Here is a 25403-nt window from a genome sequence, read left to right as displayed (position 1 = left end):
GATGAAAGCCACCGAAGTCCTCAACCGCTACGCCAATGGAGAACGAGACTTCCGCCACGCTAACATCCGAGGGCAATCCTTCAAAGGGCAGGATCTGTCTGGGGCAGACTTCACGGAAGCGGACATTCGTGGAACAAACTTCACCAACGCCATCTTGAAAGAAGTAAATTTTGGCGGAGCAAAAGCAGGTTTGGAAAAGCGATGGCTTCTTGTTCAGTTGTTCATTGCACTACTTTTGTCCCTATTATTAGGAGGTCTAGCAGGCTTTCCAGGGGCTTTAATAGCAATTTTTTTTCATCCTGATAGCGTTCAGAAATACACTATTGCTCCTGGCATTACAATGCTTTCACTGATAGTAGTTTGCTTCGTTACTATCATTTATCGAGGGCTTACCTTTCAGACTTTAAGTACGATCGCTGCTGCTGTAGTTATTGCTTTCGCTTTTATTGGCGCTTGTGCTGTTTCTGTTTCTGGCAGCGGTGTCTTTGCTTACGTTGGTGCTGCTGCTGGTGTTAGTGCTGTAGTAGTTATCCTCGCTAGTGCCAGTGCTGCAGTAGTTGCTCTCACTGGTGCTAGCGCCGTGGTAAGTGCTCTCACTGGTGCTAGCGCTGTAGTAGTTATTTTTGCTTACGCTAAGATTGGTCTCTCTATTTTTGGTAGTGCCTTTGCTAGTGCTCTTGCTCTTGTTGGTGCTAGTGCTTTTGCTGGTACTGGTACTCTATTCAGTCTCTACGTCAACTGGCAGGCTTTCAAGGGGAATGAAAAATTTGCCTCAATTTACACGTTTGGCGTTGCCTTTAGTGCCATTGGCGGCACTTCCTTCTGTGGTGCTGATCTCACCAAAGCTAATTTCACTAAAGCAATTCTAAAAAGCACCAACTTTACAAAGACTTGGAAGAAAGACGCTCAAGGAAAACGCCAAGCAAGTGAAACCATTTTGGAGTGGGTTTGTTGGCATGATGCCAAACGTTTAGACCGCACCAGAATTGGCACTTCCATCCTGGCAAACCCTGCTGTGCGGGAGTTGCTTGTCACCCGCGATGGCTACAAGAAGTCTTACGTCGATGCAAAGCTCCGCAACACTAACCTGAATGGGGCCAACCTGGAGCAGGCAGACCTAACCTGGGCAGACTTGACCTGTGCTCACATGCGGCAGGCAAATCTGAAAGATGCCAAGCTGATCGAAGCGCTGGCACTGGGTACTGACTTTACCGGAGCTACTTTCACCGGAGCCTGCCTGGAAGCCTGGAACATTGACAGCCACACCATTCTGGAAGGCGTGCATTGTCAGTACGTCTATCTCCTCCGCAACCAGCAAGAGCGTCGTCCTAGCAGCGGTGACTTTGCCCCTGGTGAATTCACCAAACTGTTTCAGGAAGCGCTCAACACCGTTGACCTCATCTTCCGCAATGGCGTGGACTGGAAAGCGTTCGTTGCAGCCTTCCAAACGGTGCAGGTAGACAATGATGGCACCGAACTGACCATTCAAAGCATTGAAAATAAAGGCGATGGTGTGGTGGTCGTCAGAGTCAGCGTCCCAGAAGGCGCAGATAAGGCGAAGCTGCACAGCGAGTTCAATCTAAACTACGACCTTGCAGTCAAAGCCCTGGAAGCGAAATATTACGCTGAACTGAAAGCCAAAGACGAGCAGATCACGATCTACCGTGAAAAAAGCGCCGATATGACGGAGATTCTGCGCCTACTTGCCAATCGCCCCGTTACCGTTGAAGTAAACGCTAGCGCCGAGAGTAAAGCTATGAACGACAGTACAGATAAAAGCCAGAGTGTAAATATAGGCGGCAACGTCACCGGATCGACGCTTAATCTCGGTGCCATCAGCGGCAGTGTTTCCAACGTCGTCAACCAGTTGCCCAGTGCCCCTGACCCTGCCCAACCCGGCATCAAAGAACTCCTGATCGAACTGCAAGCCGCCATTGAAAGCGATGCTGACCTGCCCGAAAAAGGCAAAGCCTCCGCGCTAGAACACGTCAAAGTGCTGGCAGAAGTGGCTCAAGATCCTGAACAACCCGAAAAGAAAGGCTTAGGGAGCCAAGCCATTACCTTTCTCAAAGGTGCCGCGTCCTCTTTGCCCGACACTGCCAAACTTGCCGAAGCCTGCACCAAACTGCTGCCATTGATTACCAAAGCATTGGGACTGCCGTTTTAGTAGGACTGACGCATTTGCCCCCGACCCCCCTTTCTTGAATGCCCGCGGAATTGCTCAGCTTATGGTGTCAGTCATAAAAATTTGGTAGACAGGTTGCTTTAATGGGGATATGCTTTTAGGCTTATTCATCCTGATCAGCTAATCGTCTCGCACCGGATTATCGTCCATGACTAGCGTTTTTGCCACTACGACGGCTGCTCCCCTTACTGAAATCGCTCAGCACGTGCGTCATAGTGCTCGTTACCTGGCAACCCTATCCACTGAAACAAGAAACCAGGCGCTAGAAGCGATCGCTCAGGCTCTGGAGGCCGCTAGTGTAGAAATTTTGGCCGCCAACCAGGCAGACTGTCAGGCCGCCATAGCCGCACAGCTTCCGGCCGCGCTGATGGCCCGCTTGAAGCTAGATGAGACGAAGCTGCAAGCGGCGATCGCAGGGATTCGTGATGTCGCCAGGCTACCCGATCCGGTGGGCGCTGTGCAGATCCACCGCGAGCTTGATCAGGGGCTGGTGCTGACACGCCTCACCTGTCCACTAGGCGTGCTGGGCGTGATTTTTGAAGCCCGTCCTGATGCTGTGATGCAGATTTCTAGCCTGGCAATCAAGTCGGGCAATGGTCTCATTCTTAAAGGTGGGCAGGAAGCGGTGCGATCGTGCGAAGCGCTAGTCAACGCCATCCGCCAGGGTTTAGCCCAAACCAATATTGATCCTGCCGTCGTGCAACTCTTGACCACGAGAGAGGAAACGCTAGCACTGCTGCAGCTCGATCAATATGTGGATCTCATTATTCCCAGAGGTTCCAACTCGTTTGTGCGCTTTGTGCAGGACAACACGCGCATTCCGGTATTGGGTCATGCCGATGGCATCTGCCACCTTTATGTCGATGAAGCGGCTGATGTGCAGAAAGCAGTAGCGATCGCCGTTGACTCCAAAACCCAATATCCTGCCGCTTGTAACGCGATCGAAACCCTGCTGGTGCATCAAGCGATCGCGTCCGAATTCTTGCTCGAAGCGGTGGTTGCCCTCCAGCTCCGTAATGTCGAACTACGTGGCGACGATCGCACACGCGAAATTCTCAATATCGCTGCGGCCACTGAAGCCGATTGGTCTACCGAATACACAGACCTGATCCTGGCGATTAAAATTGTGGATCATCTAGACGAAGCGATCGAGCATATCAATACTTATGGTTCTCGACATACGGAGGCGATCGCCACCGAAAATACTCAAACAGCAGCAACATTTATGGCACAGGTTGATGCAGCGGGGGTTTTCCACAACTGCTCAACTCGCTTCGCCGATGGTTTCCGCTACGGCTTCGGTGCCGAAGTGGGCATCAGTACCCAAAAAATGCCGCCGCGTGGGCCTGTTGGGTTAGAAGGCTTAATCACTTACAAGTATCAGTTGGTCGGTAAGGGGCAGATTGTCGCGACCTACTCTGGTGCAAAAGCCAAACCCTTTACGCATCAGGACTTGTAAGACAACTTGCGATCGTGCAACCTAGAAAGACTAGGCGCTGCCGCTACTCGATGACGTTCACAGCAAAATTCTGCCGCCAGTGCTAGCGCTGCCATTATGCTTGTTGCGTCCGCCTGCCCTCGTCCGGCAATATCAAAGGCGGTACCGTGGTCAGGTGACGTGCGCACGAATGGCAGGCCGATCGAAGTATTGACCGCCCGATCGAAAGCCATCAGTTTCACTGGAATCAGCCCCTGATCGTGATAAAGCGCCAGATAGGCATCGGCAGGATTAAAGCCTGGAGTATGCGTCGTACCAAACCATGCCTGTCCCGGTTTCACCCACAGCGTATCGGGTGGAATCGGGCCCTCAAGCTGTAACTGGGGCAAGCGCAAGCGAGTAGCTTGTAGCCAGGGGATGAGCCAGTCTTGTTCTTCGTGCCCCAGCTTGCCCTGTTCGCCACTGTGCGGGTTGAGTCCGGCGATCGCAATCCGGGGTGTTGCCAGGCCAAAATCTTGCCACAGGCATTCAATTAATAGATCAAGTTTGCGGGTAAGAAGTGCTGGGGTAAGGGCATCAGCAACGTCGCGTAAGGGAATATGGGTCGTCGCCAGTAAAGTCCGCAAGCACCAGCCAGTATGGGGCGATCGCGCGACAAACAGCATGCCGAAACGGTCAACGCCTGCCCGTTCTGCCAACAGTTCAGTTTGTCCGGGATAGGCGTGCCCGGCTGCACTCCAGGCCGCTTTGGAAATGGGGCCAGTAACAATGCCATCAAAGGCTCCCGTCAGCGCCTGGTCGATCGCGGTTTCAAGAGAGCGAAAACTTGCGGCTCCACTGGCAACGCTTTCCTGCCCCACAACAATTTGCTGTTCGAGCGACGGCGCCAGCGGCACATCCAGCATCTGCAACTGCTCTGGGTTCGCAAGGGGCAAGGCAGCCTTGAGCGATCGCAGCTGTTGGTAAGTGGCAATCAGGCGCGATCGACTACCGACCACGGTGATATCACAGTCCACAGGGGGAACTGCCAGTGCCTTCAGCACCACTTCCGGGCCAATACCCGCTGGATCACCCAGCGTCATCGCTAGTCGAGGACGATAAGATTTTGTGTCAGACATCACCAAGCAATCCGTTCTTACTGCACCTTAGGAACACGAATTTAATAAATCCGGCCTTTCCCGTAGGGGCGCACGGCCGTGCGCCCCTGCAGAAGCTGTCGAAGTTTGCCCCCCAGCCCCCAAGATTGGGGGAACTGAGCTGATTAAAGCAGCCCTATCGGGCATTCAAGAAAAGGGGTTTGGGGGCAAATGCGTAACTCAAGAATGTGTCGACTTTATTTAATCCATGATCCTTAGACTACTGTAGCGAGATCCAGCATGGTATTGTGCGGCGGCGGCGCTGTCGTAAAACAACGCTTTTTGAAGAAAGGTGGCTTTGGTCGGCCTTCTCGTGGGGTGTGGCAGTGCCATTCCCGACCCAGGGCTTGCATTCCTGAGATGATTTAAGGCAGAATCCTAAGCTTTAGCCATGACGTCATCTAATTCAGCATAGTCGGGTAGCGTGGTGTCGATCGCAGTCCCAGACCGCAGCACAATGCGATCGTGCTGCGGCCGAGACAATAGCTCACTGTAGCGACGGGCCTTAAACAAAACGAGATCAGCAGGCAGTCCAATGCCAAAGCGTCCTACTCTAGGCAAGCCCATCAGGTCAGCTGGAGTGGACGTAATCGCACGGCACCAGTTGCCATAGGGTTGATCCAGGTGAGCAATTTTGACTGAGAGGCTAAAGACCTCCAAACCATCATGATCACCGAAACCATGAAAGGGATCGCGGCAGTTATCGCTAGCGATCGCAACCGGCACTCCTGCTTGTGCTAACTCGTGCAGTAACGTCACACCACGCCAACGCGGTGTGCGTCCTGTCTGCCGATCTTGCAAGTAAAGGTTACACATCGGCAAGCTGACAATACCAATGCCTGCTTGCTTAACGAGCGCGATCGTGGTTTGAGCGGCTTCGGGTTCCTGCACCGCCAGGCTACAGCAGTGCCCACAGACAACCTGCCCCTGAAATTGGTGCCGCATCGCCGTCTCAGCAATGATTCGTAGCGTTGTTGAATTGGGATCGTCGGTTTCGTCAGCGTGAAAGTCCAGGTTGAGGTGGCGGGCTTTTGCCAGAGTAAACGCACGATCGATTTGGGCTTCGATCGCCGGATTCATATAAGCAACACCACCGAGGATGCCGCCTAATTCAGCCATTTGATCGGCAAGCTGTTCACCCGCTGGCGTGAGGTAATAGTCCAGCGAAACAAGAGAAGCTGCCTGCAGCATCAATCGTCCGGCCCATTCTGCCTGCAGTGCTTTAAAGACACTTAGACTAATGGCTGCTTGTGCGCCTGAAGCATCGATATGTGTGCGAAGCGCTTTAGTGCCGTGGGCATAGCTGCACTTCAGCCCAAACGCCATACGACGATAGACATCTTCAGCATCCCAATGAGTTTGAGCATCAGTTTGAATGGTGTCGATCGCACCATTGAAAGTGCAATCAGGACTGGGCGATCGATCCCAGATGTGCCCTTTGTCCAGGTGTGTATGCAGATCGACAAAGCAGGGAAAAACAATGCCGCCAAGCAAATCAGCCGCAGGGTCGTTGTTAGGGGAGGTTCCAGCAGGGATCAGTTGGGCGATCGTACCATGAGCAATTTCGATATCGACGAGCTGAAAGTCAGTGTTCGTTTGGTCTTGAGCGTCAGCAGGTAGACCGAACTGCGCTCTGTCTTGCTTCAATAGGGGCAATGGGACATTGGCGTTTTTCAGCCAATAGCGATCGGAAACCGGAATCATGAAGCTCGTCTCAATCAATGACCAATCAGACCTTAACGCAGTAGCGCCACCAGTAGGCTAATCAGTACCAGCCCCAGGAGTGCAAGTAGGCCAGCGTTACGCTTCACCCAGCTTTGAAGCTGAAAGCCGCTTTTATAACCCGCTTGCACAGTGGCTGCTGGTTTTGTTATGTCGTTATACAGCGTGCAATCCATTGCCAGAGGCCGTTTGGGAAACGTGCAGGTATCGTCTGCGTGATAGGTGCAGGTCATACACAGTGGCGCCTCTCCTGTGGCCTGGTAGAGCGGTATGCCTGGATGACCATGCGCCTTGAGCGGTGTACGGCAATGGGGGCAGGCGATCGCCTGTGGCTCAACGGGTTGGTGACAACGTGGACAGTCTGGCATTGGTAACGGCATGTGACGGTCTCTTCACCATTACAACACCTCCGAGCCGTTACTGTCTTATGCCATCTATCAGCTTCTCCTACCCTCTGCCTCCGCCTCCTTAACCCTATGGATGAAACGGCAGATTGCGGCGCACGGTCTCAATCTGGTCTGGTGTCAACACATCAGTGGCCTGTTGCTGCGTTGACATCAAGATTTGCATGAGTTCTACTTGCTGCGCTGGCGAAAGGTTAAGCGCAACGATCTCGGCTCTACTGATACCATCGGCACTCTTTAGAGCACATTCGAGTTGCGTCAGTTGGGTTGGCGTGAGCATACCTTGCAGGTGCGATCGCGTTTGTGCATCCAGTTGCTTGAGCTGTTCTGCTTGCTCTGGAGTCAGCATCACACCCGGTAGGCCAGAAAAGTTAGACATCGCTGGCTGAGCAAGAGACAAAATGGGGGCGATGGCCAAAGACATTGCCCCCGAAACCATTAGCACACCGATCGCGTGAACGATCAGTTTCATTTGAGCACCTCTTACGGCTTTCAAGTGGGATGTTTGAATGCCGTGGGTTCATCCTAGAGCGGTGCGATCGTTTCTACATGAAACAGAGCTGAAAGTACGGTCAAAAACTATGTCACCAATATCTTGAGTCGCCTGCATCTGCGCGATCGGACTCAGGCAGCACTGTTTGCCAATTCTTTTTTGCCACTTCTGGAGAATTTGGGGTGAGGGGAGTTTTGAATTTTGAATTTTGAATTTTAGCCTTTAGCCTTTAGCCTCCTGCCTTCTTAATCCCTACTTCCTTCAGACTCCAAACCAGATCACCTCGTAGGCATTTGACCGTTTCTTGGGCATAGTAGTGGTGAAAACTGACTGCTCTTCACTAAACGCCCGTTATGCTGCCAGATGAACCAGAGTCTCAACTGAGTGTGGATTCTCAACTGAGTGTGGATATGGATATGGTTGGCGATCGTCGATCAGAAAAAGATCATCCATCTGAACGATCGCGCTTTCTGGTTTGCGGGCTCGGCAGTTTAGGGCAGTATTGTGCCATGGTGCTCAACGAGTTTGGGGTGCCGGTGAGTGCAATGACAACCCCGCTGCCAACAAGCTGGGAAAGTCCGCTGCTACCGGCATTGCTAGATGATCTGGTCATTGGTGATTGTCGCCAACCAGAGGCGTTAGAGAACGTCATACACGACTGTCGTGCGGTCTTGCTGGTTACCAGTGACGAGAGGGTCAATGTTGAAGCAGCGTTTGCCATTCGGTTACTGAACCCAACCGTGCGGCTTGTCGTGCGATCGGCCAAGCAAAATTTGAATGCATTGCTGAGCCAGAGTCTAGGTAATTTTGTGGCGTTTGAAGCCACCCAATTGCCTGCACCTGCCTTTGCGATCGCGGCTCTGGCAAGTGAAGTGCGAGGGTTTATTAATTTAGGTGAGCACCTGCTGCGTGTGGTTAAGGTGCCAATTGGCGCTGACCATCGCTGGCGTGATGTACGGTTGCTGCATGAGCTCAACACCTCAACACGACGACTGCTCAGCCACATCCCAAAGAGCCAATCGCTACCAACAGAATTCCATCAATGGGAAGCGGATGCCAGAGTGCAAACGGGTGATTTGATTGCCTACATCGAAGTCACTGGATTAGCCGACCTTGCCGCTACGGTTACTCCAACCCCTCGTCCGGACAGTCGCGTCAAGCATCTTTGGCGGAAAAGGCGACAGCTTTTGTCCAATGGCTACTTACGCCAGACGCTACTGGCATTCTGGCATGCCACAGCACAGCAGCAAACCAAACGAGTGGCGATCGTGGTAGGCAGTACCATGCTCTCGCTGTTGGTCTGCGGCACCGTGATTTTCAAGCTGACGCAACCCGGCCTTGGTTGGCTGAAAGCGTTCTATACCGCAGGCGTCATGCTACTCGGTTCGTATGATACGGTCTTTGGCATTCTCAACCCGCAGGACTCGATTCCTCTCTGGATGCGGCTCATGAACCTGAGTTACATGATGGCAGGCACAGCATCCATTGCAGTACTCTATGCGCTGTTGACCGAAACGCTCCTGGCTGCGAAGTTTCAGTTGCCAAAGAAGCGTCCACCCATTCCTCAGCAAGACCATGTGGTGCTTATTGGTTTGGGTCGTGTAGGACGACGAGTTGCCACGTTTCTACAGCAGATCAAGCAACCGCTGGTTGGTGTGAGCAACCAAGCGGTAGACCCTACCCTCTTGCCCCAAATGCCGTTGGTTGTAAACGAACTCACCAGCACACTCTCGAAGGTGAATTTAGCGACAGCAAAGAGCGTGGTAATTGCGACAGATGACGAGATGACAAATCTGGAACTGGGTTTGATGGTGCATGCTGCCAATCCCCACTGCGCGCTGGTGATTCGCACATTTGATACGCGGTTTAGCGCCAGCATCGATCGTCTGTTGCCTTACGCCAAAGTGCTGTGTGCCTATGATCTGGCAGCAGAAGCCTTTGTCGCGGCAGCTTTTGGTGAAAACGTGCTCAACCTGATGCGCCTGAACGAGCAAACGGTTTTGGTGACTGAATACACCATTGCGCCAGACGACCATCTGCAAGGTCAGCTATTGGCTGAAGTTGCCTATGGCTACGGGGCTGTACCCATTTTGCATCAGCGATCGACGCAAGCCTCTGGGCGCTTAATGCCATCAGACGACACGCGTCTAGAAGCGGGCGATCGCCTGGTTATTCTGGCAACCAGCAACAGCTTGCAGCAGATTGAACGTGGCGAACGGCTTCCCCGCCAATGGCAGGTGTGCATTGACAAAGCCCTTTCTAAAGATGCGCTCTTTGATGGCGCGACGACGATCGCTCGGATCTCTGGCTGCAGCATCAATACGGCACGCGATTGGATGCAGCAACTCCCCTGCCTGATGCCGTTTCCACTCTACAAACAGCAAGCACAGCGTCTGGTTCGCGAACTGAGTAAAGCGCAGGTGCTGGCGCATTTGGTACCAAAGTAGAGAAAGGCGCATCGGACTCATCCTGGCCAGCGCAAAACGACGACTTCTTCTCGCATTTGTTCATTAGTGGCAGTTGCAATCCGCGTTCGAAACAAGTCGATCGCAACAACTTCGTAACCGAGCGATCGGGCAATATCAGCCAGAATTTGCCCGGTGCGAATCATAACCCGCAAGTAAGACGCTTGATCGCCAACCACATAAGCAAGCTGGGCACCGGGGCGCAAAATTTGGCGGAGTTCCGCGAGGTGTCGTGCCATGCCACCAAAATAGAGTTTGGTGGCTCGCGCATACAGTCGCTCGAAACCGCTCGTTTTGCCCAAGCTAATCCGCCGGGCTTCAATTTCGTTGGCGATCCGTTGCACTTCGGGCTGGTCAACGACCCAGCGATCGTCATCATCAACGGTATAAACATTTCGGGTATTAGACCGCACCAGCCCTTGCTTAAGGGAACGGAGATCAGCTTTATCCTTAATGAAGCCCAGCAGCACAGACTCTAGGCGAGTGGTGCGCGTATAGTCCTTTTCGTTGGGATAGGGTGGTGACGTAATAACAGCATCGATCGACTGGGGGTCTAGTACACTTAGCAACTGGCGTGAATCGGCGTAATGCACCATTGCCTCTACGGGTGGAGACTGTCCCAACGCATGCAGATCGTTCGCGATGGCGGCGATCGCGTTCAGCCAAAGGTCAACAACCGGTGCATCTGGCTTCGCACGTCCGACACAGACCTCTGGCCCAAAGTTTAGATTACTGATGGCACTCACCACCGACTTGGCTAAGGCGAGACGCTCATGGTCATAGAATGAGGCATCCGCTTGCTGCTGCAGATGTTCGAGCAGTACCAGAGTCTTATGCAGCGGTAGAGGGCTAATCGAGTTCTTAAGAATCAGCTTTTCCTGATCACCGTTCAACGATCGCAGGTATACAGGTGCAGTCGTTTGCTCTAGCTCAGCGATCGTCGCGTTAGCGACTTGAGTGGCGTGCTCAAGCAGTCGATCGGGATTGGGGTGCCAATCGACTTTAACTCGACCGGCAAAGTGTGCCATTGGGTTAGCCTCAACCCCCACGCTTGGTATGCCCAGCTTTTTACACTCCACAACCGTGGTTCCCGTCCCGCAAAAGGGGTCTAACACCCGATGTTCTGACGTAATGCCAAACCGTTGCAGGTAGTCACGCACCAGATGGGGAGGATAGGACAACACAAACCGGTACCAGTTGTGTGCCGCGTGGTCAGCAGCAAATAGCTGATTAATCTCGCTGCGGTAGCGAACTTGCTTGGCGGCAGCAGAAGTATCAAGAGGCGTCACAGGCGGTTTCGAGCCTTCAGTCATGAACTAAAAGGACAGTTTAACCGACATTCACCGCTTGTTCTTACGGTGCTCAGGTTTACTTCGTGGACGCTTGAGTCGGCGCAGTGGCTCTGCTGGCTGCATCGCGAATCTGTGGTGCTTCTGCAAGCATGACGATCATGCCAGTGCGCGCGGTTTTAAGCGTGGAGTCGCTCAATAAATCGATCACGGGAACGCCAACAACTGCCTCGATAAGCTCCTTGAGCTGCGGTCGAATGGCCGCATCCAGTTCAGTGTGAAGTTCGTTGACCAACTCATCTTTACCCTGCTCAGCTAAAAGCTGTTCTGGTTGGGTGAGGGATTGCTCCAAGACGATCGCAATCTTGGTTTCTAAAAGTGCGCAATCAACTTCGCTCACGCGATGGCCAAGCTGGCTACGATAAAGCGCCTGAATCTGTTGGGAAAGCGATCGTTCAAGCTGACCGCGTGTGGGAAGCGTAGTGGTCATAGATAGCAGCTAACAAAAGAAATAAGCCTCATATGATAAATAAGCGAATTTAGATTGCTCAAGCTATCCACCGCAGGATTGATCTTAGGAATGAGAATTTAATCAAACCGATAATTTTGTAGGGGCTTAGCATGCGGGTAAAAGCGCTTACCGTAGCCAAAGGCAACCCTGCCGCATGCTAAGCCCTTACCGTGAGGATGACCGATGTTATTGAATCCACGCTCCTAGGGATCGTAGTCTGTCGCCCTAAGGTAGAAAATACCGCTTTGCCGCGTGGGTGCCTGTATTTTAGAAAAGAGCATGGTCATCCAGTTTTCCCCTGGTGCTTAACACGGTATGGTAGCACTTGGAACCACGCTGTTTGCCCGATGATGGAAGCTCGAACAGTCGCTACTTAAACGTTGTCTTCTGTGAGGTCATGAACAATGGCACCGAAAATGTCATCGATCGCGTGTTTGGCGACATGAAACTTGGGTATGTCCCATGTTGGCGGCTGCGATCGTTCTAGTTCAGCAGCATTAAGATACACATGATAGCGAACTTCAATCTGGAGTGCTTCGACACCTGCCATTTGACCATAATGACCCGTAATGTAGCCACCATTAAAGACTTTGTTTCTCACCACTTGATAATTTTTACGGCGGAAATGCGTTTCTACAGAGGCCATTAAGTGTTCTGAGCAGGTCTTGCCGTTACGGTTGCCCAAACAAACAGCTTCAGTGATGGGGCCAAAGAAACTATGTAAGTCCAAAAGATAAACCTTACCGAAGTCAACAATGGTTTTTTGGAGGAGTTGGGTTAGTTTTCGATGGTATGGAACGTAGAACTTTTCAACACGTTCTTGCAACTGTTCTAAGCTGGGAGTCGCGACATAAATCGGTTTTCCAAAAGCCGTTTGCTCTGGAATAACCGATGACCAAAAGCTGCCAAAAATCGGTTCCTGCAGTTGACGATTCAGATCAACCACATAGCGACTATGGGTCGCCTGCAAGACTGTCATTCCTAACATGGGCAATGATCGATAGAGCTGATCAAGATGCCAATCGGTGTTAGGCAATGACTTTAACTGTGTTGGTGCAAACTGTGCCGCGATCGCCTCAGGAACCATCATACCGCTGTGGGGAAGATTAGCGATGATTGGCACTGCCTGTCCTTGCGGTGCATGTAAAATAAATGGTTCCATGGGTTCTGTCATGTCTCTTAGTGCCAGCGTAACGCACTATGTGCCCATATTTTTAGGATGAGTAACGCGACTGAAAGAGACTTGAAGGAGCACTTATAGATAAAAGACTCAATAGAAGACTAAAATTTCAATCCGTCTTGCATCCTCCCGAAGAGGGATTTTTCGGAGTTAGTTTGATGATTGTTGTCGCAGCTATTCTTTCAACGTTATTGCTTTCATCAAAGTGCTCCTTTCCGTTAAGAAAATTAACCATTTTGACTGAATTTCAAGGTCAGATTGAAATAACTTAAGCGCTGCTAAGTGGACGGTTAGTCTATGCTTTAAATAGCAATTAATGAAGCATGCCATTGAGGGAAGATCGCAGGTTGAACGATCACAAAGCCGCCACTGTAGGCTTAATTTCAAGTGAAAATTTTTAATTGCAGCGATCGCTTTCGATGCGCACAACAGTGTTTAAAACGCCATTTAAATTGTCAATACCATTATGCATACTGCTACAGCCTCCGCTCCGCCTCAGACAAGCGTTTCTTTACTGGCACCGCTCTCTGGTTCTCTCTTCGCGATCGAGCACGTTCCAGATCCCGTCTTTGCCCAAAAAATGGTTGGCGATGGCATTGCCATTGACCCCACCAGTCAGAGTCTGCTGGCACCCTGTGACGGGGAAATTATTCAGCTCCATCCCTCACACCATGCCGTGACGTTGCGCACTCTGCAAGGGTTGGAAGTTTTAATGCACATCGGGTTGGATACCGTTGCGCTAAGGGGAAAGGGCTTTACACCACATGTCAAAGTCGGCGATCGGGTGAAAACGGGCGAGGCTCTAATTGATTTTGATGCCGACTATATTGCCCTGCACGCCAAAAGTCTGCTGACGGAGATGGTGATCACAAACGGCGATCGAGTGCAGACTCTGATCGGTCGTTCTGGATCGGTCACGGTGGGAGAAGATATCATCCTGGAGGTCACTCTCGCTGGAGCAGTGGATGCGGAGACGGCAACTCCAGTCGGTGAACAAACCACCTCTGCGCCGATCGTCATTCCCAATCCGATAGGGCTGCACGCTCGACCAGCGGCGGTTCTGGCAAATTTAGCCAAGCACTATCAAGCCAAAATCCAATTGCATCGCGGCAACGACAGTGCCAATGTGCGCAGCGTTATTGCACTCATGAATCTGCAGGTGGTACAGAAGGAGACGGTAACGCTGACGGCAATAGGCGCTGATGCCAAAGCGGCGGTTTTGGCCTTAACGGACGCGATCGCGCGTGGGTTAGGAGAAGACGTTTCTGTTCCCGCCGTTGCACCGCTTAAACCCGCTCAATCCCAGCAGAGTCAGCCGCTTCGTCCTCGCTCTACCGATGCAAACCTGCTGTTGGGCGTCTCGGCGTCGCCCGGTCTTGCCGTCGGACAGACCTATCGAGTGCGCGAAGACGTGCTGTCGATCGTGGAGACCGCTCAAAATCCAGTAGCCGAGAAGCAACAGCTTGACGCTGCGATCGCCCAGGCCATGCTGGAGGTGGAAGCCGTACGAGCCAAGGTCGAGGAGCAGGGCAAGCCAGATAAAGCCGCGATCTTTGCGGCGCATCGTGAATTATTGGCAGACCCAGAATTGCTTGATGTCGCCCACAGCTACCTTGATCAGGGCAAGAGCGCTGCCTTCGCCTGGAAGCAAGCGTTTACTGCCCAAGCCGAACAGTTGGCTCGGTTGCCGAATGCATTGTTCGCTCAACGTGCCAATGACTTGCGCGACGTTGGGCAGCGTGTACTGCGTTTGCTTGTAGGAGCCACCGCCACCGCCGCCAGCTATCCACCCAACACCATTCTGTTAGCAGAAGACCTCACGCCCTCAGACATGGCGACGCTCGATCGCGAGGTGGTTAAAGGCTTCTGTACGCTGGCAGGAGGCGCAACGTCTCATGTCGCAATTCTGGCTCGCTCGATGGGAGTACCCGCGATCGTCGGCGCAGAACCCCGACTGTTAGAGTTACCAGATGGGTCATCGGTCATCCTTGATGGAAGCCAGGGCACCCTCCGCCTCCATGCCACACCCGACGAACTGGAGCGGGTGCAGCAACGTATCGCACAACAACAGGCAAGGCAAACGACCGATCGCCAGTACGCCACCTACCCGGCGGTGACGATCGATGGCTACCGTGTTGAAGTCGTTGCCAATATTGGTAGCCTGAACGACGCTAAAGAGTCCGTGGCTCTGGGTGGTGAAGGCGTCGGGCTGCTGCGGACTGAAGTGATGTTTATGGCACGAGCTTTGGCACCGAGTGAAGAGGAGCAGACAACCCTGTATCGCAGTATTCTGCAAGTCTTGGGACGCGATCGATCGCTGATTGTACGCACCTTAGATGTCGGTGGCGATAAACCGCTCTCTTATTTACCGATGCCCCATGAGGAAAACCCCTTCCTGGGTGAACGCGGCATTCGCATGGCATTCGATCAGCCCGACATGCTTCGCACCCAACTCCGTGCCCTTTTACGAGCTTCTGGTGCGGGTACCTTACGGGTCATGTTTCCCATGATCGGTCGTCTCGAAGAAATCCAAATGGCGAAAGCGATACTGGAAGAAGAGCGGCAACGGCTTGGCATTGCGCCCATTGCAGTCGGCATCATGATCGAAGTGCCGTCAGCCGCCGTGATGGCAGAGCAATTTGCCAAAGAGGTCGATTTCTTCTCCATTGGCACTAATGACCTCACCCAATACACCCTGGCGATGGATCGCGGTCATCCAAAACTGGCTCCCTATGTCGATAGCCTGCACCCGGCCGTACTCCAACTGATTGCCCAGACGGTCAAAGGAGCCAGCCAACACGGTAAATGGGTGGGTGTATGTGGTGGTAGCGCCAGCGACCCGCAAGCAGTGCCACTTTTACTGGGCTTAGGGGTGAAAGAACTGAGCGTTAGTATCGCCACCATTCCCAGCATCAAAGCTCAAATCCGCACCTTAAACTTCGCTCACTGCCAAACGTTGGCAAAACAAGCCTTAACCCTATCCACAGCCGCCGCAGTCAGAGCGCTATGCCCGTTAGTCGATGAGTAGCCTAGCAGCTAGGAGGCAGAGGAGGCAGTCCTCAGCCACCAAAAGCCAATAGAGTCACTCACTGACCACTGTTTGCTGACCACTGACCACTGACTCAAAACTCAAAACTCTCTAGCGTAGCGGCGCACTTACGAAGTAGCTCTCAAAGAGCTAGTGCTACTCAAAACTTTCACCCCACACCCCACACCCCACACCCCACACCCCACACCCCCTTAAACCCAATGTGGAAAAAAGCCTTTGCCCTACTGCAACAGATGGGGAAGTCCTTAATGCTTCCTGTCTCGGTGCTGCCGATCGCCGGGTTACTACTCGGACTGGGTAGCGCCCGCTCGATTGAACTCGAAAACCTGAAAACAGGGGTGATTACCAGTCCCGCTTTTTGGTGGCTGCCCGAATGGTTGGCAACCATCATGAAGCTGTCCGGTGATGCGATCTTTGCGAATTTGCCCTTGATCTTTGCCGTCTCAGTGGCGATCGGGTACACCGGTAATGATGGTGTGTCAGCACTGGCAGCGACCGTTGGTTTCGCGGTCTTCATCGCGGCTTTAGGAGCGGCCTCAACCTCTCTGTGGGGCGTTGATCCTGCCACGCTCAAGCCCGTCATGGGCATCCCCACGCTGGATACAGGCGTCTTTGGTGGCTTGATTATGGGCTGCATTGCGGCCTACCTGTTCAACCGTTTCTTTCGGATTAAGTTGCCGCCGTATCTGGGCTTCTTTGCTGGTAAGCGCTTTGTACCCATCATTACGGGCTTATCGGCGATCGTCATGGGCATTCTCATGAGCGTCATTTGGCCCCCGATCGGCCATGCCATCAGCACCGCCGCCAATGCCGCCGCCTCTGGTAGTAACGTCGCCCTTACAGCCGCGACCTACGGCATTGTGGAACGCGCGCTGCTGCCCTTTGGGTTGCACCATATCTGGAACGTGCCCTTCTTTTTTCAAATTGGCTCGTTCACCGATGCAGCGGGCAAGGTGGTGCATGGTGACATTACTCGCTTTTTTGCAGGCGATAAAACCGCTGGTATTCTCGGTGGTGCCTATTGGTTCAAAATGTTTGGTCTGCCTGCCGCCGCGATCGCCATCTGGCATTCGGCAAAACCCAAAAACCGTAAGGTCACAGGTGGCATCATGCTTTCGGCGGCCTTCACCTCATTTCTCACGGGCATTACGGAGCCGATCGAATTTTCCTTTTTGTTTGTGTCGCCGCCGCTGTATGCCATACATGCTGTGATTGCAGGTTTTGCCGATTGGCTCTTTGTCACGCTGGGCGGCAGGATGGGCTTCACCTTCTCCCAGGGCTTTATCGACTTCTTTTTGTTCAATCGTCTGGGCACTAAGACCTGGCTGATTCTCGCCTTTGGCCCGTTTTTTGCTTTGCTTTACTACTTTGCCTTTCGTTTTGCGATCAAGTCATTCAACTTTATGACTCCCGGCCGCGAGGATGAAACGGTCACGCCTGAAACCGGAGAAGCCACGCTTTCTGGAGGGTCAGCAGGAATGGCAAGAGCGTTGGTGCTGGCCTTTGGTGGGCGTAGCAATATTGCTGGACTGGATGCCTGCATTACGCGTCTGCGCATGACGGTGAACGATATGACGAAGGTGGATAAAGCAAAACTCAAAGCCCTTGGCGCTTCGGGTGTGCTGGAAATGGGCAACAGCGCTCAGGCCATCTTTGGGACGCGATCGGAGAACCTGAAAACCGATATGGTGGAATACCTGAAGACCGCTGGTGCAGACGCTGAGCCAGCGGAGGCTCCGACCGTTGACCCGTTGGCTGCAACCGTCTTGACAGAGACGAAACCACCAGAAGAGCCGCCTGCAACGCTACCTGATTCAAAGGCGACCCAGACAGCACAGGCGATCGTGAACGCGTTGGGTGGCAAAACCAACCTTCGTGAGGTCACGTCGGTTGCCCTGACGCGACTCCGTATCGATGTGGTCGATCGGGCTGCTGTGAACGAATCGGCATTACAAGCGGCTGGTGTCGAAGGCATTTTGCGCTTACCAGAGGGTAGGATGCACCTACTCGTTGGGTTGCATGCTGATCAGTATGCTGCGGCCATGTGCGCTCCAGAAATCTGTCCCTAGTCAGACCTCAAAGAAGCACCGTAGACGCTAGAACGAGTGTAGTAAATAAGAACTCTTTAGGGGTTTGGGATTTTTGCTGCTATGTCAAATCAGGTTTATCAGCTGCTTGCTGTCGATGATATCCCAGACAACTTGTTTCTGCTTCAAACGATTCTAGAAGCCGAAGGGTTTGTCGTCGATGTTGCAACCAATGGCACCACTGCCTTAAACAAAATCAAAGCGTCGCCGCCTGACCTGGTTTTGTTAGATGTCATGATGCCAGGTATGACAGGTTACGAAGTGACCCAACGCATCCGGCAGGATCGGAGTTTGCCGCCGATGCCGATTTTGCTGATCACGGCTCAGGACGAGGCAAACAGCATGCGGGGATTGGCACTAGGGGCAAATGATTTCATTAGCAAGCCGATCGACGTAAATGAACTGTTGTCTAGAATCCGAGCCCACTTGCAGCCAAAGCGCACTGAAGAGAGCGATCGGGTGCAGTCTGCTGTCTTTTCATAAACAACAGGTGAAAACGAGGAGTCAGGATTCCAGCTAAAATAAGGAATCAAGCGTCATAATTGATTTATCCTACCTTCTAACTCCTTAGACCTCACCCCTAACAACGATCGGAGCACCACAATGGCACAACGACTCAAGCGATGGGAGTCTCCCCGTCGCGAAGGACGAAACGACAAGGGTAAAGGCGGTTCTGCCCGTCAACGACAGCGCCGCAAGCAGTTTCAAGCACTGCGACAAAAGCTGAAAGAACAATCCGACAATCAAAACCAGAAACGGGGAAGCATCGTTGCCTCCCCGCTTTTTTTGGCAAGCTAACGGCTCAAATCAGCGGCGGCAGATAACCTCGAACTCAGCACCAGCGACTTTCGAGTGTCCGCCTGCATTTGAATTGTTATGCATCTTCATCGCTGACCGCAACAGCAATATCGAAATGAAGCACATCCTCGCGTACCCCAAGCTTCGTGTAAAGTGCAATCGCAGGTTCATCTCCGATGTCTGCCTGTACAAAAATAACATAGGCTGCTCGTACTACAGCGATCTTCTTTAATTCCTGGATTAATGCGGTGGCAATACCTTCATGTCGATGCGCTGCTGCAACAGCCAGATCGTAAATATAAATTTCACTTCGCTCTTGCTCAAACTTCTGGAGTTCGTAAGCGGCGATACCTCCGACTACTGATCCATTTTTTAGCGCTGCAAGCGCGATGAAATAATCACTGCTTAGCAACCGCTTGAGATAGGTATCGCTTGGGCGAGACGATCTATAAGTATCAACTTCGTCGAAAGCCTCACCGAACGTAGCCAATAAGCCCTCCATAAGTGCCAAGTCATTAGCAGAAAGCTGACGAATGCTAATTGGCTCGAAAGATGACATACTCTACCTACTAATTGGAGCGACGCAGAAAGGTGCTGGGTAAGATGCATAACGGGTCTGTTGAGCGGCTGTAGATAACTTTTGCAACAACACCGAGCTACTCTATCAGTCCGCTGCACCAGAATTGTTCTACGGCGATCGCTACTCAAGTTGGTTGAACTCTGACCGATATTTTACCATTCCAACACTTCCCTCTAATGCACCACTTTCCAACTCCAGCACCATAAATGCCTCATCTGGTACTGGATACTCACAGCCTAATCCCTTCTTCTTGGCTGGAATAAACCCGAATCGTGGATAGTATGCTGGAGAACCCAGGACGACAACAGCCTTAAAACCTAACCGAGCGCACTCTTCTAAACCATGCTGAATCAGCAATGACCCAATGCCTTGTCGCTGATAGTCGGGTAGCACTGCTACTGGCGCTAATCCAAGAACGAGTAAATCCTCAGCATATTCCCCTGTGTTCGCGGAGCGTCCGCTTGGCGGAATCGCAACTGGACTAGAGAAAATGTGTCCAACAATTTGCTCGACTTCAACCGCAACGAAGGAAAATGTAGACGCAACGCCTCGTAACTGATCAACTAAATCAGCCTCACTCTCTCGCCCAAATGCCGCAACATTGACCCTGCGAATCACTTCTATATCTTCTGGTTTCTCGGCTCTAACTTCCATAACTCAGGACTACTGATTGCGGCAGATTACAGATATTTTCAATCAAGATAACTTAGCCTCGAACACCCACTGAGGCTTTTCAAAGGACTGTCACAAACTGTAATCAAAGCGGTAGAACGGCTGAATTGAGCGGCGGCAAGCAATCTTGAACTCAGCACCAGCGGTTTTCAACCGTCCGTCTGTATTTGAATTGTTGGGCGGATCGCTACCCACCTACCATTTCTAGATCACAATTCACGTCGCATCACAAGTTCGCCGTTCTCTTCTTTTCCGGTGTAAACAAAACCCATCTTCTCGTAGAACGGACCGGGACCACCTTTGGTTGGCACACAACTTGTTTCGACTGCATCCGCTCCAGGGCGCGTCTTGACGTGTGCGAAGAACAACTCCAGCGCCTTTCGCCCGTACCCACGCCCCTGGTATTGCTCACCTATCATAAAGCGCCACAGAAAGTACTCTTGCTGAGCTACGTCGTCTTCCAACATCAAAAACCCGACTGGCACATCACCAGCGTAGATCGCGCGGAACCAAGCAACCTCTGGGTTAAAGTGCGCTTCTGCGATAGATGCGGCGTTGGATGCCACGAACTGCTCTTGGTGGGGGGCTACTTTTAAGCGGAGGATATCACGCCAGTTTTCCTTAGTAATCTCGCGCAGCGTTACTTCGAGGTCGAACTTGGACATATAGAGTGTTCTCCCTGAACAATGCTTTTAAGAATAGTTTCTCACTCAGTAATACAAGCGATACCACAACTGCCGCCCAACGGCTAAGTTGAGCCGCTGCCAGCAACCTTTGCACAGCACCGACCAACTGTGTCAGTCCGCTCCAAGCGAATTGTTATGCCGCCTTATACAGCGACCTCTCCATTACGTAATTGATGAATATTTTGCCCCGACAAGTTACCTTCTGCTCTTTAACGATTGAAAACCCCATACGTTGAAAAAATGGTTTTGCCGTGATGCTAGCTTCAGTGATTAGATGGCTCACCCCCAAGCCTAACGCCTTTGCTTCAATCGCTTGATAAATTTGACTACCCACTCCACAACGTTGATAGTTTTTGTGGCAGTAAAAGCAGTCGATATGACCATTAGACTCTAGCTCTCCGAATCCAGCAATCACACCTTCATCGTCAGCAACATAGGTGAATCGATTTGAGCAGATCTTTTCCCAATCTCTGAAGTAAATATTGTTAGGTGCCCATGCCTCAACTTGATTACTTGAGTAATCGCGGATGTTTATTTCGCGTACTGTTTCATGAAACAACCGTGCTACTTTTTCTGCGTCTTGTTTTTCAAACAACCTTATTTTCATAGGATCGCCTCATCGACAATCTAAAAACTGCCTCTTTTCCAGTAACCTCGCGCTAGTTCAACTCTAAACACTGACAGATAACTTCTAACTACTTCCACCACCGAGAACTTGCGGCATAACGGGTCTGTTGAGCGGCGATAAGCAACACCTACACGAAGCGCAAAGACTTTGTTCGCCGCTCCAACAGATTTGTTCTACTGCGCTGCTACTCAGAGCTTCTCAGAGCGTCGATATCTGCCGCTACAATCTTATCCAGATTTCGCGTAATTTTCTCAATGTTCCAATTCCACCAAGCAACTTCAAGCAAGGATTGGATCGCATCATCTTCAAAACGCTGTCGGATACGCTTAGCTGGATTGCCGCCAACAATTGTATAAGGTGAAACATCGCCTACAACAACTGACTTTGCTGCAATGATGGCTCCGTCTCCCACTTGCACCCCCGGCATCATGACCGCTTCATAGCCAATCCACACATCATTGCCGATCACCGTATCGCCTTTGTAGGGCAGTTCTTCAGATTGAGGAGTTACTTTCTCCCAACCGTTGCCGAAAATTTGAAACGGATAAGTCGAAAACCCGTCCAACTTGTGATTAGCACCATTCATGATGAACTTGATGTCTCTTGCCAAAGCGCAAAACTTTCCGATGATTAAGCGATCGCCGATGAACGGGAAATGATACAAAACGTTTCGCTCAAAATCTTCTGAATCTTCTGGGTCATCGTAATACGTGTAATCTCCAATGATGATATTAGGATTCGACACCGTGTTTTGAATGAAGCAGATTTGCGGAAACCCCTTCATTGGATGCTTATCTTTCGGATCTGCTCCGTACAATATCAACAGCCTCCTACTTTCAAAAGTGCATTATCTCTGCATATTATCTGCAAACTCAAAACCGCTGTCTCAACCTTTAACCGAAGCAGTAGAACGTTCCTAGTCAGCGGTTGCCAGAGACTTTGCAGCAACACCAGGCGGTTTTGGTCAATCCGCTGCACTAGGTTTGTTATGCGGCGATCGCTAGCGTAGTAAACATACAACTCCTCATGGTATTGAGACCTAATGCAAACCTTCAGCTTGTAGCCAATTCAAAGTTGTGTCTGCTGCAAGCTTCCAATTTTCCCCCAACATTAAATCATGAGGAAGTTGGTCTAGAAAGACAGGTCGAACTTGATGAATATCAGCAAGCATATTACATTCTCTATCTTGAATTAATGCATCTTTTTTTCCTTTGAGCACCAATATACGCTGAGGTTTTATCGGACGGTTAAACTTCAGAGATGGTAGCTCCTTTAACATCAAATGTCCCGGTTCAGATTGACTTACAATCCGTTTTGTATAGTGATTTTTCTTGTCCTCAGTTATTTCAGGGGATAGAAACATATTTTGGATGACTTGGGAAGAATGCCAGAAGGTATTAGGATTGCCTGTCAAAAGCATTTGCATAGTTTTGATTGGATAAAGACTTAGAAGACGTTTCCCTACAGCATTCAGCCCCTGTGGCGTAGTTGCGGACATAATCACTGCGGCAGGTACAGCATTTGTCTCGATATATTTCTGAACCAACATTCCACCAAGCGAGTGTCCTACCAATATGGTCTGTTGACCAAGTTTTTGTATGGTTTGCTTGATATCTTCCAAATATTCGTTGAAACCCACTTTCTGAAGTGCAAAGCTCTCGCTGTTTCCATGCCCCCGTAAACTGAGAGCATAGGCAAAATATCCAGAATTAGAAAAATAATCTAGAAAGTGCTCTTCCCAACACCATGCAGCATGATACGCACCGTGAACGAATAAGATGCTATTGCCATTTTCGTGATTTGTAGGCGATCTCGAAATTAATTCAAGCTGCATCGTAAGACCCAGAAGGACTAAAAGTGTTTATGCTGTCTCGAATAACTGATTCCAATATCCGTAGCTATCAAACTAACATTAATCTTAAGGCTTGAAGCCGCATAACGTTCGCGCTCACCGGGCGCAGATAATCTTTGCCATTCAACAACCAAATCGAGGCGTTCCGGTGCAGCGCGCTTGTTAGACAGAGGTATCCTCTCTTAACTTAAGTCTATCTGTTAAGTGCAGGCGATCTCCGTCTCAACCTAAAAATCTACTCTTGAAGTTTCTGTCCTTGGTAGACCGTTGGAATCGCCATCATCATCAACATCGCCAAGTTTGCAGCCCAGAACAGTACAACACCAACAAAACCCACCAATGCCAAACGGGACAATGGTAGGTGTGTGAATCCATCCAGTAATTGCCACAACCGAAAAACAGTGTAGAAAAAGCCAATGGGTACAACGATACTGGGTACTAACCACCGACTAAACACACGCTCCGAAATTAATTGCACAGCTACTACCAGCAGGTAACTCCCCCAGAATATCAATAAGGAAGGTTGTCCCCAAGCCTGAATAAACAAGAAAATCGGTAACAAAACCCCAGTAATTAAGGCTAACTTGACCCACCACCGCAAGAATTGCCATTGTTGCTCACTAAATCCAATTTCTGCGGTAAAGGGAAAATGTTGAGCTTTAACGCCAAAACCATAGCCAACGGCTAGGCTTGTTGCAACTAGAATAAAGAGCGTAATAATGAGTCCGTTATTAACTGCCACAACTCCTTCTCCACCAACTCATAGCGTACTTCTTCACATGCCTAACCGCGCTTCTAACTTTCCTATCACTAAAACGAAGGTAGTTATAGGGAATTCATATATTCGGTCAGCGCAAGGGAGATGTCTAACTATTAATAGACTGAAGTTTTCCGCCTAAGATCCCAATTGGGGTAGATAGGTAGAATGATTCGGCATAACACCCGAAATTTACCACTTATGCAGATTGTTTCTGCATAATACGCCGCTTAAGCTAAATAGCGAGAAACTTTCCGCATATTTTCAGATTCCTTACGGAGGTGAGCAAATGTACTATTAGACACGCAGTACATCTACTTATCTCTATGCAGCCACCTCCTAAGAAATTATTAGATCAGGTGCGGGATGCTATTCGCCTTAAGCACTATGCCTACCGCACCGAAGAAACCTACGTGCAGTGGATTCGCCGCTATATCCTGTTTCACAATAAGCGCCACCCCAAAGAGATGGGCAAAGCTGAAATCGAAGCGTTTCTGACTCATCTAGCCGTAGAAGGACAGGTAGCCGCTTCGACACAAAATCAAGCCCTCAGCGCCTTGTTGTTTCTCTATCGGGAGGTGCTCAATCTGGACATGATGGGTATCGATGCGGTTCGCGCCAAGCGACCGCAGTATGTGCCGACGGTGATGACCAAGCAGGAGGCATTAGCAGTAATCCACCTGTGTGATGGCGTGTATCAACTGATCGTGAAGCTGCTTTACGGTAGTGGTCTCCGCTTGATCGAAGGGCTGCGCTTGCGCGTCAAGGATGTTGACTTTGCTCAACAGCAAATCCTGGTCAGGGACGGCAAAGGTAGCAAGAGCCGTGTGACGATGCTGCCATCGAGCGTAGCAGTGGAATTGCGAGATCATCTCGTGGGTGTACAGCGGCAGCACCAACGGGACTTGAGTCGAGGGTTTGGAGCCGTGCCTCTGCCTTTTGCACTAGAGCGTAAGTATCCCAATGCCGACCGCGAATGGCTTTGGCAGTATGTGTTTCCGGCTAGTCAGGTTGCCAAAGATCCACGCAACGGGTTGATGTGTCGGCATCACCTGCATGAGAGTGGCGTGCAAAAAGCGGTCAAACAGGCGGCGAGGGGTGCAAAGCTCACTAAGCGCATTGGCTGTCACACGTTTCGACATAGCTTTGCGACTCATCTGTTAGAGAGCGGGTATGACATCCGCACGATTCAGGAGTTGTTGGGACATAGGGATGTCAAGACAACGATGATCTACACGCACGTTTTAAACCGAGGTGGAAAAGGCGTGAGAAGCCCATTGGACGACTAAGAGCGTCGCTTGCTTTTTACGACTGATTCAATGGGCAAAATGGCTATTTGCTTTCTCATTTTGCTTGTTTGCTTTCTCAAACTGCGATTTGCTTTCTCGTTTCAGTAGTTTCCGTAAGCAAAAAGGTCATATGCTTACTTGTTTTAAGCATTTGCTTACTCATTTCAGTCGATCGCGTACTC

General features: G+C 51.0%; 22 protein-coding genes and 1 pseudogene. 9 read left to right on the top strand and 14 right to left on the bottom strand.

What is annotated here, in order from left to right:
- The first annotated feature begins 1 nt into the window (after window position 1).
- Window positions 2-2167: a pentapeptide repeat-containing protein gene (locus C7B82_RS09915; RefSeq protein ID WP_106256135.1), complete on the top strand. Its 2166-nt coding sequence runs from the start codon at window positions 2-4 to the stop codon at window positions 2165-2167.
- 166 nt (window positions 2168-2333) lie between these two features.
- A complete protein-coding gene (locus C7B82_RS09910) occupies window positions 2334-3644 on the top strand; it encodes a glutamate-5-semialdehyde dehydrogenase (RefSeq protein ID WP_106256134.1) in 1311 nt (436 codons plus the stop codon).
- On the opposite strand, the gene pdxA is transcribed toward C7B82_RS09910, so the two are convergent.
- The 4 genes from pdxA to C7B82_RS09890 all read right to left on the bottom strand — a co-directional run bounded on the left by pdxA (window position 3632) and on the right by C7B82_RS09890 (window position 7357).
- A complete protein-coding gene (pdxA, locus tag C7B82_RS09905; protein ID WP_106256133.1) occupies window positions 3632-4741 on the bottom strand; it encodes a 4-hydroxythreonine-4-phosphate dehydrogenase PdxA in 1110 nt (369 codons plus the stop codon). The two genes, C7B82_RS09910 and pdxA, sit on opposite strands and share 13 nt — an antisense overlap.
- A gap of 396 nt (window positions 4742-5137) precedes the next feature.
- Window positions 5138-6463 (bottom strand): cytosine deaminase, encoded by a 1326-nt coding sequence (locus C7B82_RS09900; RefSeq protein WP_106256132.1) that lies wholly within the window; start codon window positions 6461-6463, stop codon window positions 5138-5140.
- A 32-nt stretch (window positions 6464-6495) separates the two neighbouring features.
- Window positions 6496-6861, bottom strand: coding sequence for a zinc ribbon domain-containing protein (locus tag C7B82_RS09895; RefSeq protein WP_245939815.1), 366 nt, complete (start codon window positions 6859-6861; stop codon window positions 6496-6498).
- Between the two features lie 94 nt (window positions 6862-6955).
- Window positions 6956-7357, bottom strand: coding sequence for a hypothetical protein (locus tag C7B82_RS09890; RefSeq protein ID WP_106256131.1), 402 nt, complete (start codon window positions 7355-7357; stop codon window positions 6956-6958).
- Between the two features lie 99 nt (window positions 7358-7456).
- On the opposite strand from C7B82_RS09890, the pseudogene C7B82_RS09885 reads away from it, so the two are divergent.
- Window positions 7457-7564: pseudogene (locus C7B82_RS09885) on the top strand (DNA-binding response regulator); the annotation flags it as partial.
- A gap of 167 nt (window positions 7565-7731) precedes the next feature.
- Entirely contained in the window at window positions 7732-9825 is a 2094-nt protein-coding gene (locus C7B82_RS09880) for an NAD-binding protein (protein WP_219904217.1), read from the top strand.
- A gap of 17 nt (window positions 9826-9842) precedes the next feature.
- On the opposite strand, the gene C7B82_RS09875 is transcribed toward C7B82_RS09880, so the two are convergent.
- From C7B82_RS09875 to C7B82_RS09865, 3 genes are all read right to left on the bottom strand, one after another.
- Complete coding sequence (locus C7B82_RS09875) at window positions 9843-11156, bottom strand: DNA methyltransferase (protein ID WP_106256130.1); 1314 nt, start codon at window positions 11154-11156, stop codon at window positions 9843-9845.
- Window positions 11157-11211: 55 nt separating this feature from the next.
- Window positions 11212-11622 (bottom strand): Na-translocating system protein MpsC family protein, encoded by a 411-nt coding sequence (locus C7B82_RS09870; protein WP_106256129.1) that lies wholly within the window; start codon window positions 11620-11622, stop codon window positions 11212-11214.
- Window positions 11623-12016: 394 nt separating this feature from the next.
- On the bottom strand, window positions 12017-12805 hold the full coding sequence (locus tag C7B82_RS09865) for an N-formylglutamate amidohydrolase (RefSeq protein WP_106256128.1): 789 nt from the start codon (window positions 12803-12805) through the stop codon (window positions 12017-12019).
- Between the two features lie 484 nt (window positions 12806-13289).
- On the opposite strand from C7B82_RS09865, the gene ptsP reads away from it, so the two are divergent.
- From ptsP to C7B82_RS09845, 4 genes are all read left to right on the top strand, one after another.
- Window positions 13290-15851 carry a phosphoenolpyruvate--protein phosphotransferase gene (gene ptsP / locus C7B82_RS09860; protein ID WP_106256127.1) on the top strand — a complete coding sequence of 854 codons (2562 nt, stop codon included), beginning with the start codon at window positions 13290-13292 and terminating at the stop codon, window positions 15849-15851.
- A gap of 221 nt (window positions 15852-16072) precedes the next feature.
- Window positions 16073-17941 (top strand): glucose-specific PTS transporter subunit IIBC, encoded by a 1869-nt coding sequence (gene ptsG, locus C7B82_RS09855; RefSeq protein WP_106256126.1) that lies wholly within the window; start codon window positions 16073-16075, stop codon window positions 17939-17941.
- An 81-nt stretch (window positions 17942-18022) separates the two neighbouring features.
- The gene (locus tag C7B82_RS09850) at window positions 18023-18442 is read left to right on the top strand and encodes a response regulator (protein WP_106256125.1); all 420 of its coding nucleotides are present in this window, start codon (window positions 18023-18025) and stop codon (window positions 18440-18442) included.
- A gap of 120 nt (window positions 18443-18562) precedes the next feature.
- The gene (locus C7B82_RS09845) at window positions 18563-18757 is read left to right on the top strand and encodes a hypothetical protein (protein WP_106256124.1); all 195 of its coding nucleotides are present in this window, start codon (window positions 18563-18565) and stop codon (window positions 18755-18757) included.
- Between the two features lie 76 nt (window positions 18758-18833).
- Here the strand turns inward: C7B82_RS09845 and C7B82_RS09840 are convergent, their stop codons facing one another.
- From C7B82_RS09840 to C7B82_RS09810, 7 genes are all read right to left on the bottom strand, one after another.
- On the bottom strand, window positions 18834-19316 hold the full coding sequence (locus tag C7B82_RS09840) for an AAC(3)-I family aminoglycoside N-acetyltransferase (protein WP_106256123.1): 483 nt from the start codon (window positions 19314-19316) through the stop codon (window positions 18834-18836).
- Window positions 19317-19457: 141 nt separating this feature from the next.
- Window positions 19458-19991, bottom strand: coding sequence for a GNAT family N-acetyltransferase (locus tag C7B82_RS09835; RefSeq protein WP_106256122.1), 534 nt, complete (start codon window positions 19989-19991; stop codon window positions 19458-19460).
- Between the two features lie 227 nt (window positions 19992-20218).
- Window positions 20219-20674, bottom strand: coding sequence for a GNAT family N-acetyltransferase (locus tag C7B82_RS09830; RefSeq protein WP_106256121.1), 456 nt, complete (start codon window positions 20672-20674; stop codon window positions 20219-20221).
- A gap of 154 nt (window positions 20675-20828) precedes the next feature.
- Window positions 20829-21302 (bottom strand): GNAT family N-acetyltransferase, encoded by a 474-nt coding sequence (locus C7B82_RS09825; protein WP_106256120.1) that lies wholly within the window; start codon window positions 21300-21302, stop codon window positions 20829-20831.
- A gap of 205 nt (window positions 21303-21507) precedes the next feature.
- Window positions 21508-22143, bottom strand: a complete 636-nt coding sequence (locus tag C7B82_RS09820; protein WP_422632138.1) for a Vat family streptogramin A O-acetyltransferase — start codon at window positions 22141-22143, stop codon at window positions 21508-21510.
- A gap of 219 nt (window positions 22144-22362) precedes the next feature.
- Window positions 22363-23157, bottom strand: a complete 795-nt coding sequence (locus C7B82_RS09815) for an alpha/beta hydrolase (RefSeq protein ID WP_106256118.1) — start codon at window positions 23155-23157, stop codon at window positions 22363-22365.
- A gap of 253 nt (window positions 23158-23410) precedes the next feature.
- The gene (locus C7B82_RS09810; protein WP_106256117.1) at window positions 23411-23917 is read right to left on the bottom strand and encodes a hypothetical protein; all 507 of its coding nucleotides are present in this window, start codon (window positions 23915-23917) and stop codon (window positions 23411-23413) included.
- Window positions 23918-24258: 341 nt separating this feature from the next.
- On the opposite strand from C7B82_RS09810, the gene C7B82_RS09805 reads away from it, so the two are divergent.
- Window positions 24259-25221: an integron integrase gene (locus tag C7B82_RS09805; RefSeq protein ID WP_106256116.1), complete on the top strand. Its 963-nt coding sequence runs from the start codon at window positions 24259-24261 to the stop codon at window positions 25219-25221.
- The last annotated feature ends 182 nt before the right edge of the window (window positions 25222-25403 follow it).

The organism is Stenomitos frigidus ULC18, assembly GCF_003003795.1.
GTDB lineage: Bacteria > Cyanobacteriota > Cyanobacteriia > Leptolyngbyales > Leptolyngbyaceae > Stenomitos > Stenomitos frigidus_A.
Note: the sequence above shows the minus strand (reverse complement) of the source record. Positions and strands in the feature narration are given on the sequence as shown.

Bases quoted from the DNA above. Each gene is read 5' to 3' on its own strand.
- C7B82_RS09805 (WP_106256116.1), top strand. From the start codon at position 24,259: ATGCAGCCACCTCCTAAGAAATTATTAGATCAGGTGCGGGATGCTATT.
- C7B82_RS09910 (WP_106256134.1), top strand. From the start codon at position 2,334: ATGACTAGCGTTTTTGCCACTACGACGGCTGCTCCCCTTACTGAAATC.
- C7B82_RS09880 (WP_219904217.1), top strand. From the start codon at position 7,732: ATGCTGCCAGATGAACCAGAGTCTCAACTGAGTGTGGATTCTCAACTG.
- C7B82_RS09865 (WP_106256128.1), bottom strand. From the start codon at position 12,805: ATGGAACCATTTATTTTACATGCACCGCAAGGACAGGCAGTGCCAATC.
- C7B82_RS09870 (WP_106256129.1), bottom strand. From the start codon at position 11,622: ATGACCACTACGCTTCCCACACGCGGTCAGCTTGAACGATCGCTTTCC.
- C7B82_RS09840 (WP_106256123.1), bottom strand. From the start codon at position 19,316: ATGTCATCTTTCGAGCCAATTAGCATTCGTCAGCTTTCTGCTAATGAC.
- C7B82_RS09835 (WP_106256122.1), bottom strand. From the start codon at position 19,991: ATGGAAGTTAGAGCCGAGAAACCAGAAGATATAGAAGTGATTCGCAGG.
- C7B82_RS09915 (WP_106256135.1), top strand. From the start codon at position 2: ATGAAAGCCACCGAAGTCCTCAACCGCTACGCCAATGGAGAACGAGAC.
- pdxA (WP_106256133.1), bottom strand. From the start codon at position 4,741: ATGTCTGACACAAAATCTTATCGTCCTCGACTAGCGATGACGCTGGGT.
- C7B82_RS09815 (WP_106256118.1), bottom strand. From the start codon at position 23,157: ATGCAGCTTGAATTAATTTCGAGATCGCCTACAAATCACGAAAATGGC.
- C7B82_RS09850 (WP_106256125.1), top strand. From the start codon at position 18,023: ATGTCAAATCAGGTTTATCAGCTGCTTGCTGTCGATGATATCCCAGAC.
- C7B82_RS09875 (WP_106256130.1), bottom strand. From the start codon at position 11,156: ATGACTGAAGGCTCGAAACCGCCTGTGACGCCTCTTGATACTTCTGCT.
- C7B82_RS09895 (WP_245939815.1), bottom strand. From the start codon at position 6,861: ATGCCGTTACCAATGCCAGACTGTCCACGTTGTCACCAACCCGTTGAG.
- ptsP (WP_106256127.1), top strand. From the start codon at position 13,290: ATGCATACTGCTACAGCCTCCGCTCCGCCTCAGACAAGCGTTTCTTTA.
- C7B82_RS09830 (WP_106256121.1), bottom strand. From the start codon at position 20,674: ATGTCCAAGTTCGACCTCGAAGTAACGCTGCGCGAGATTACTAAGGAA.
- C7B82_RS09890 (WP_106256131.1), bottom strand. From the start codon at position 7,357: ATGAAACTGATCGTTCACGCGATCGGTGTGCTAATGGTTTCGGGGGCA.
- ptsG (WP_106256126.1), top strand. From the start codon at position 16,073: ATGTGGAAAAAAGCCTTTGCCCTACTGCAACAGATGGGGAAGTCCTTA.
- C7B82_RS09845 (WP_106256124.1), top strand. From the start codon at position 18,563: ATGGCACAACGACTCAAGCGATGGGAGTCTCCCCGTCGCGAAGGACGA.
- C7B82_RS09825 (WP_106256120.1), bottom strand. From the start codon at position 21,302: ATGAAAATAAGGTTGTTTGAAAAACAAGACGCAGAAAAAGTAGCACGG.
- C7B82_RS09900 (WP_106256132.1), bottom strand. From the start codon at position 6,463: ATGATTCCGGTTTCCGATCGCTATTGGCTGAAAAACGCCAATGTCCCA.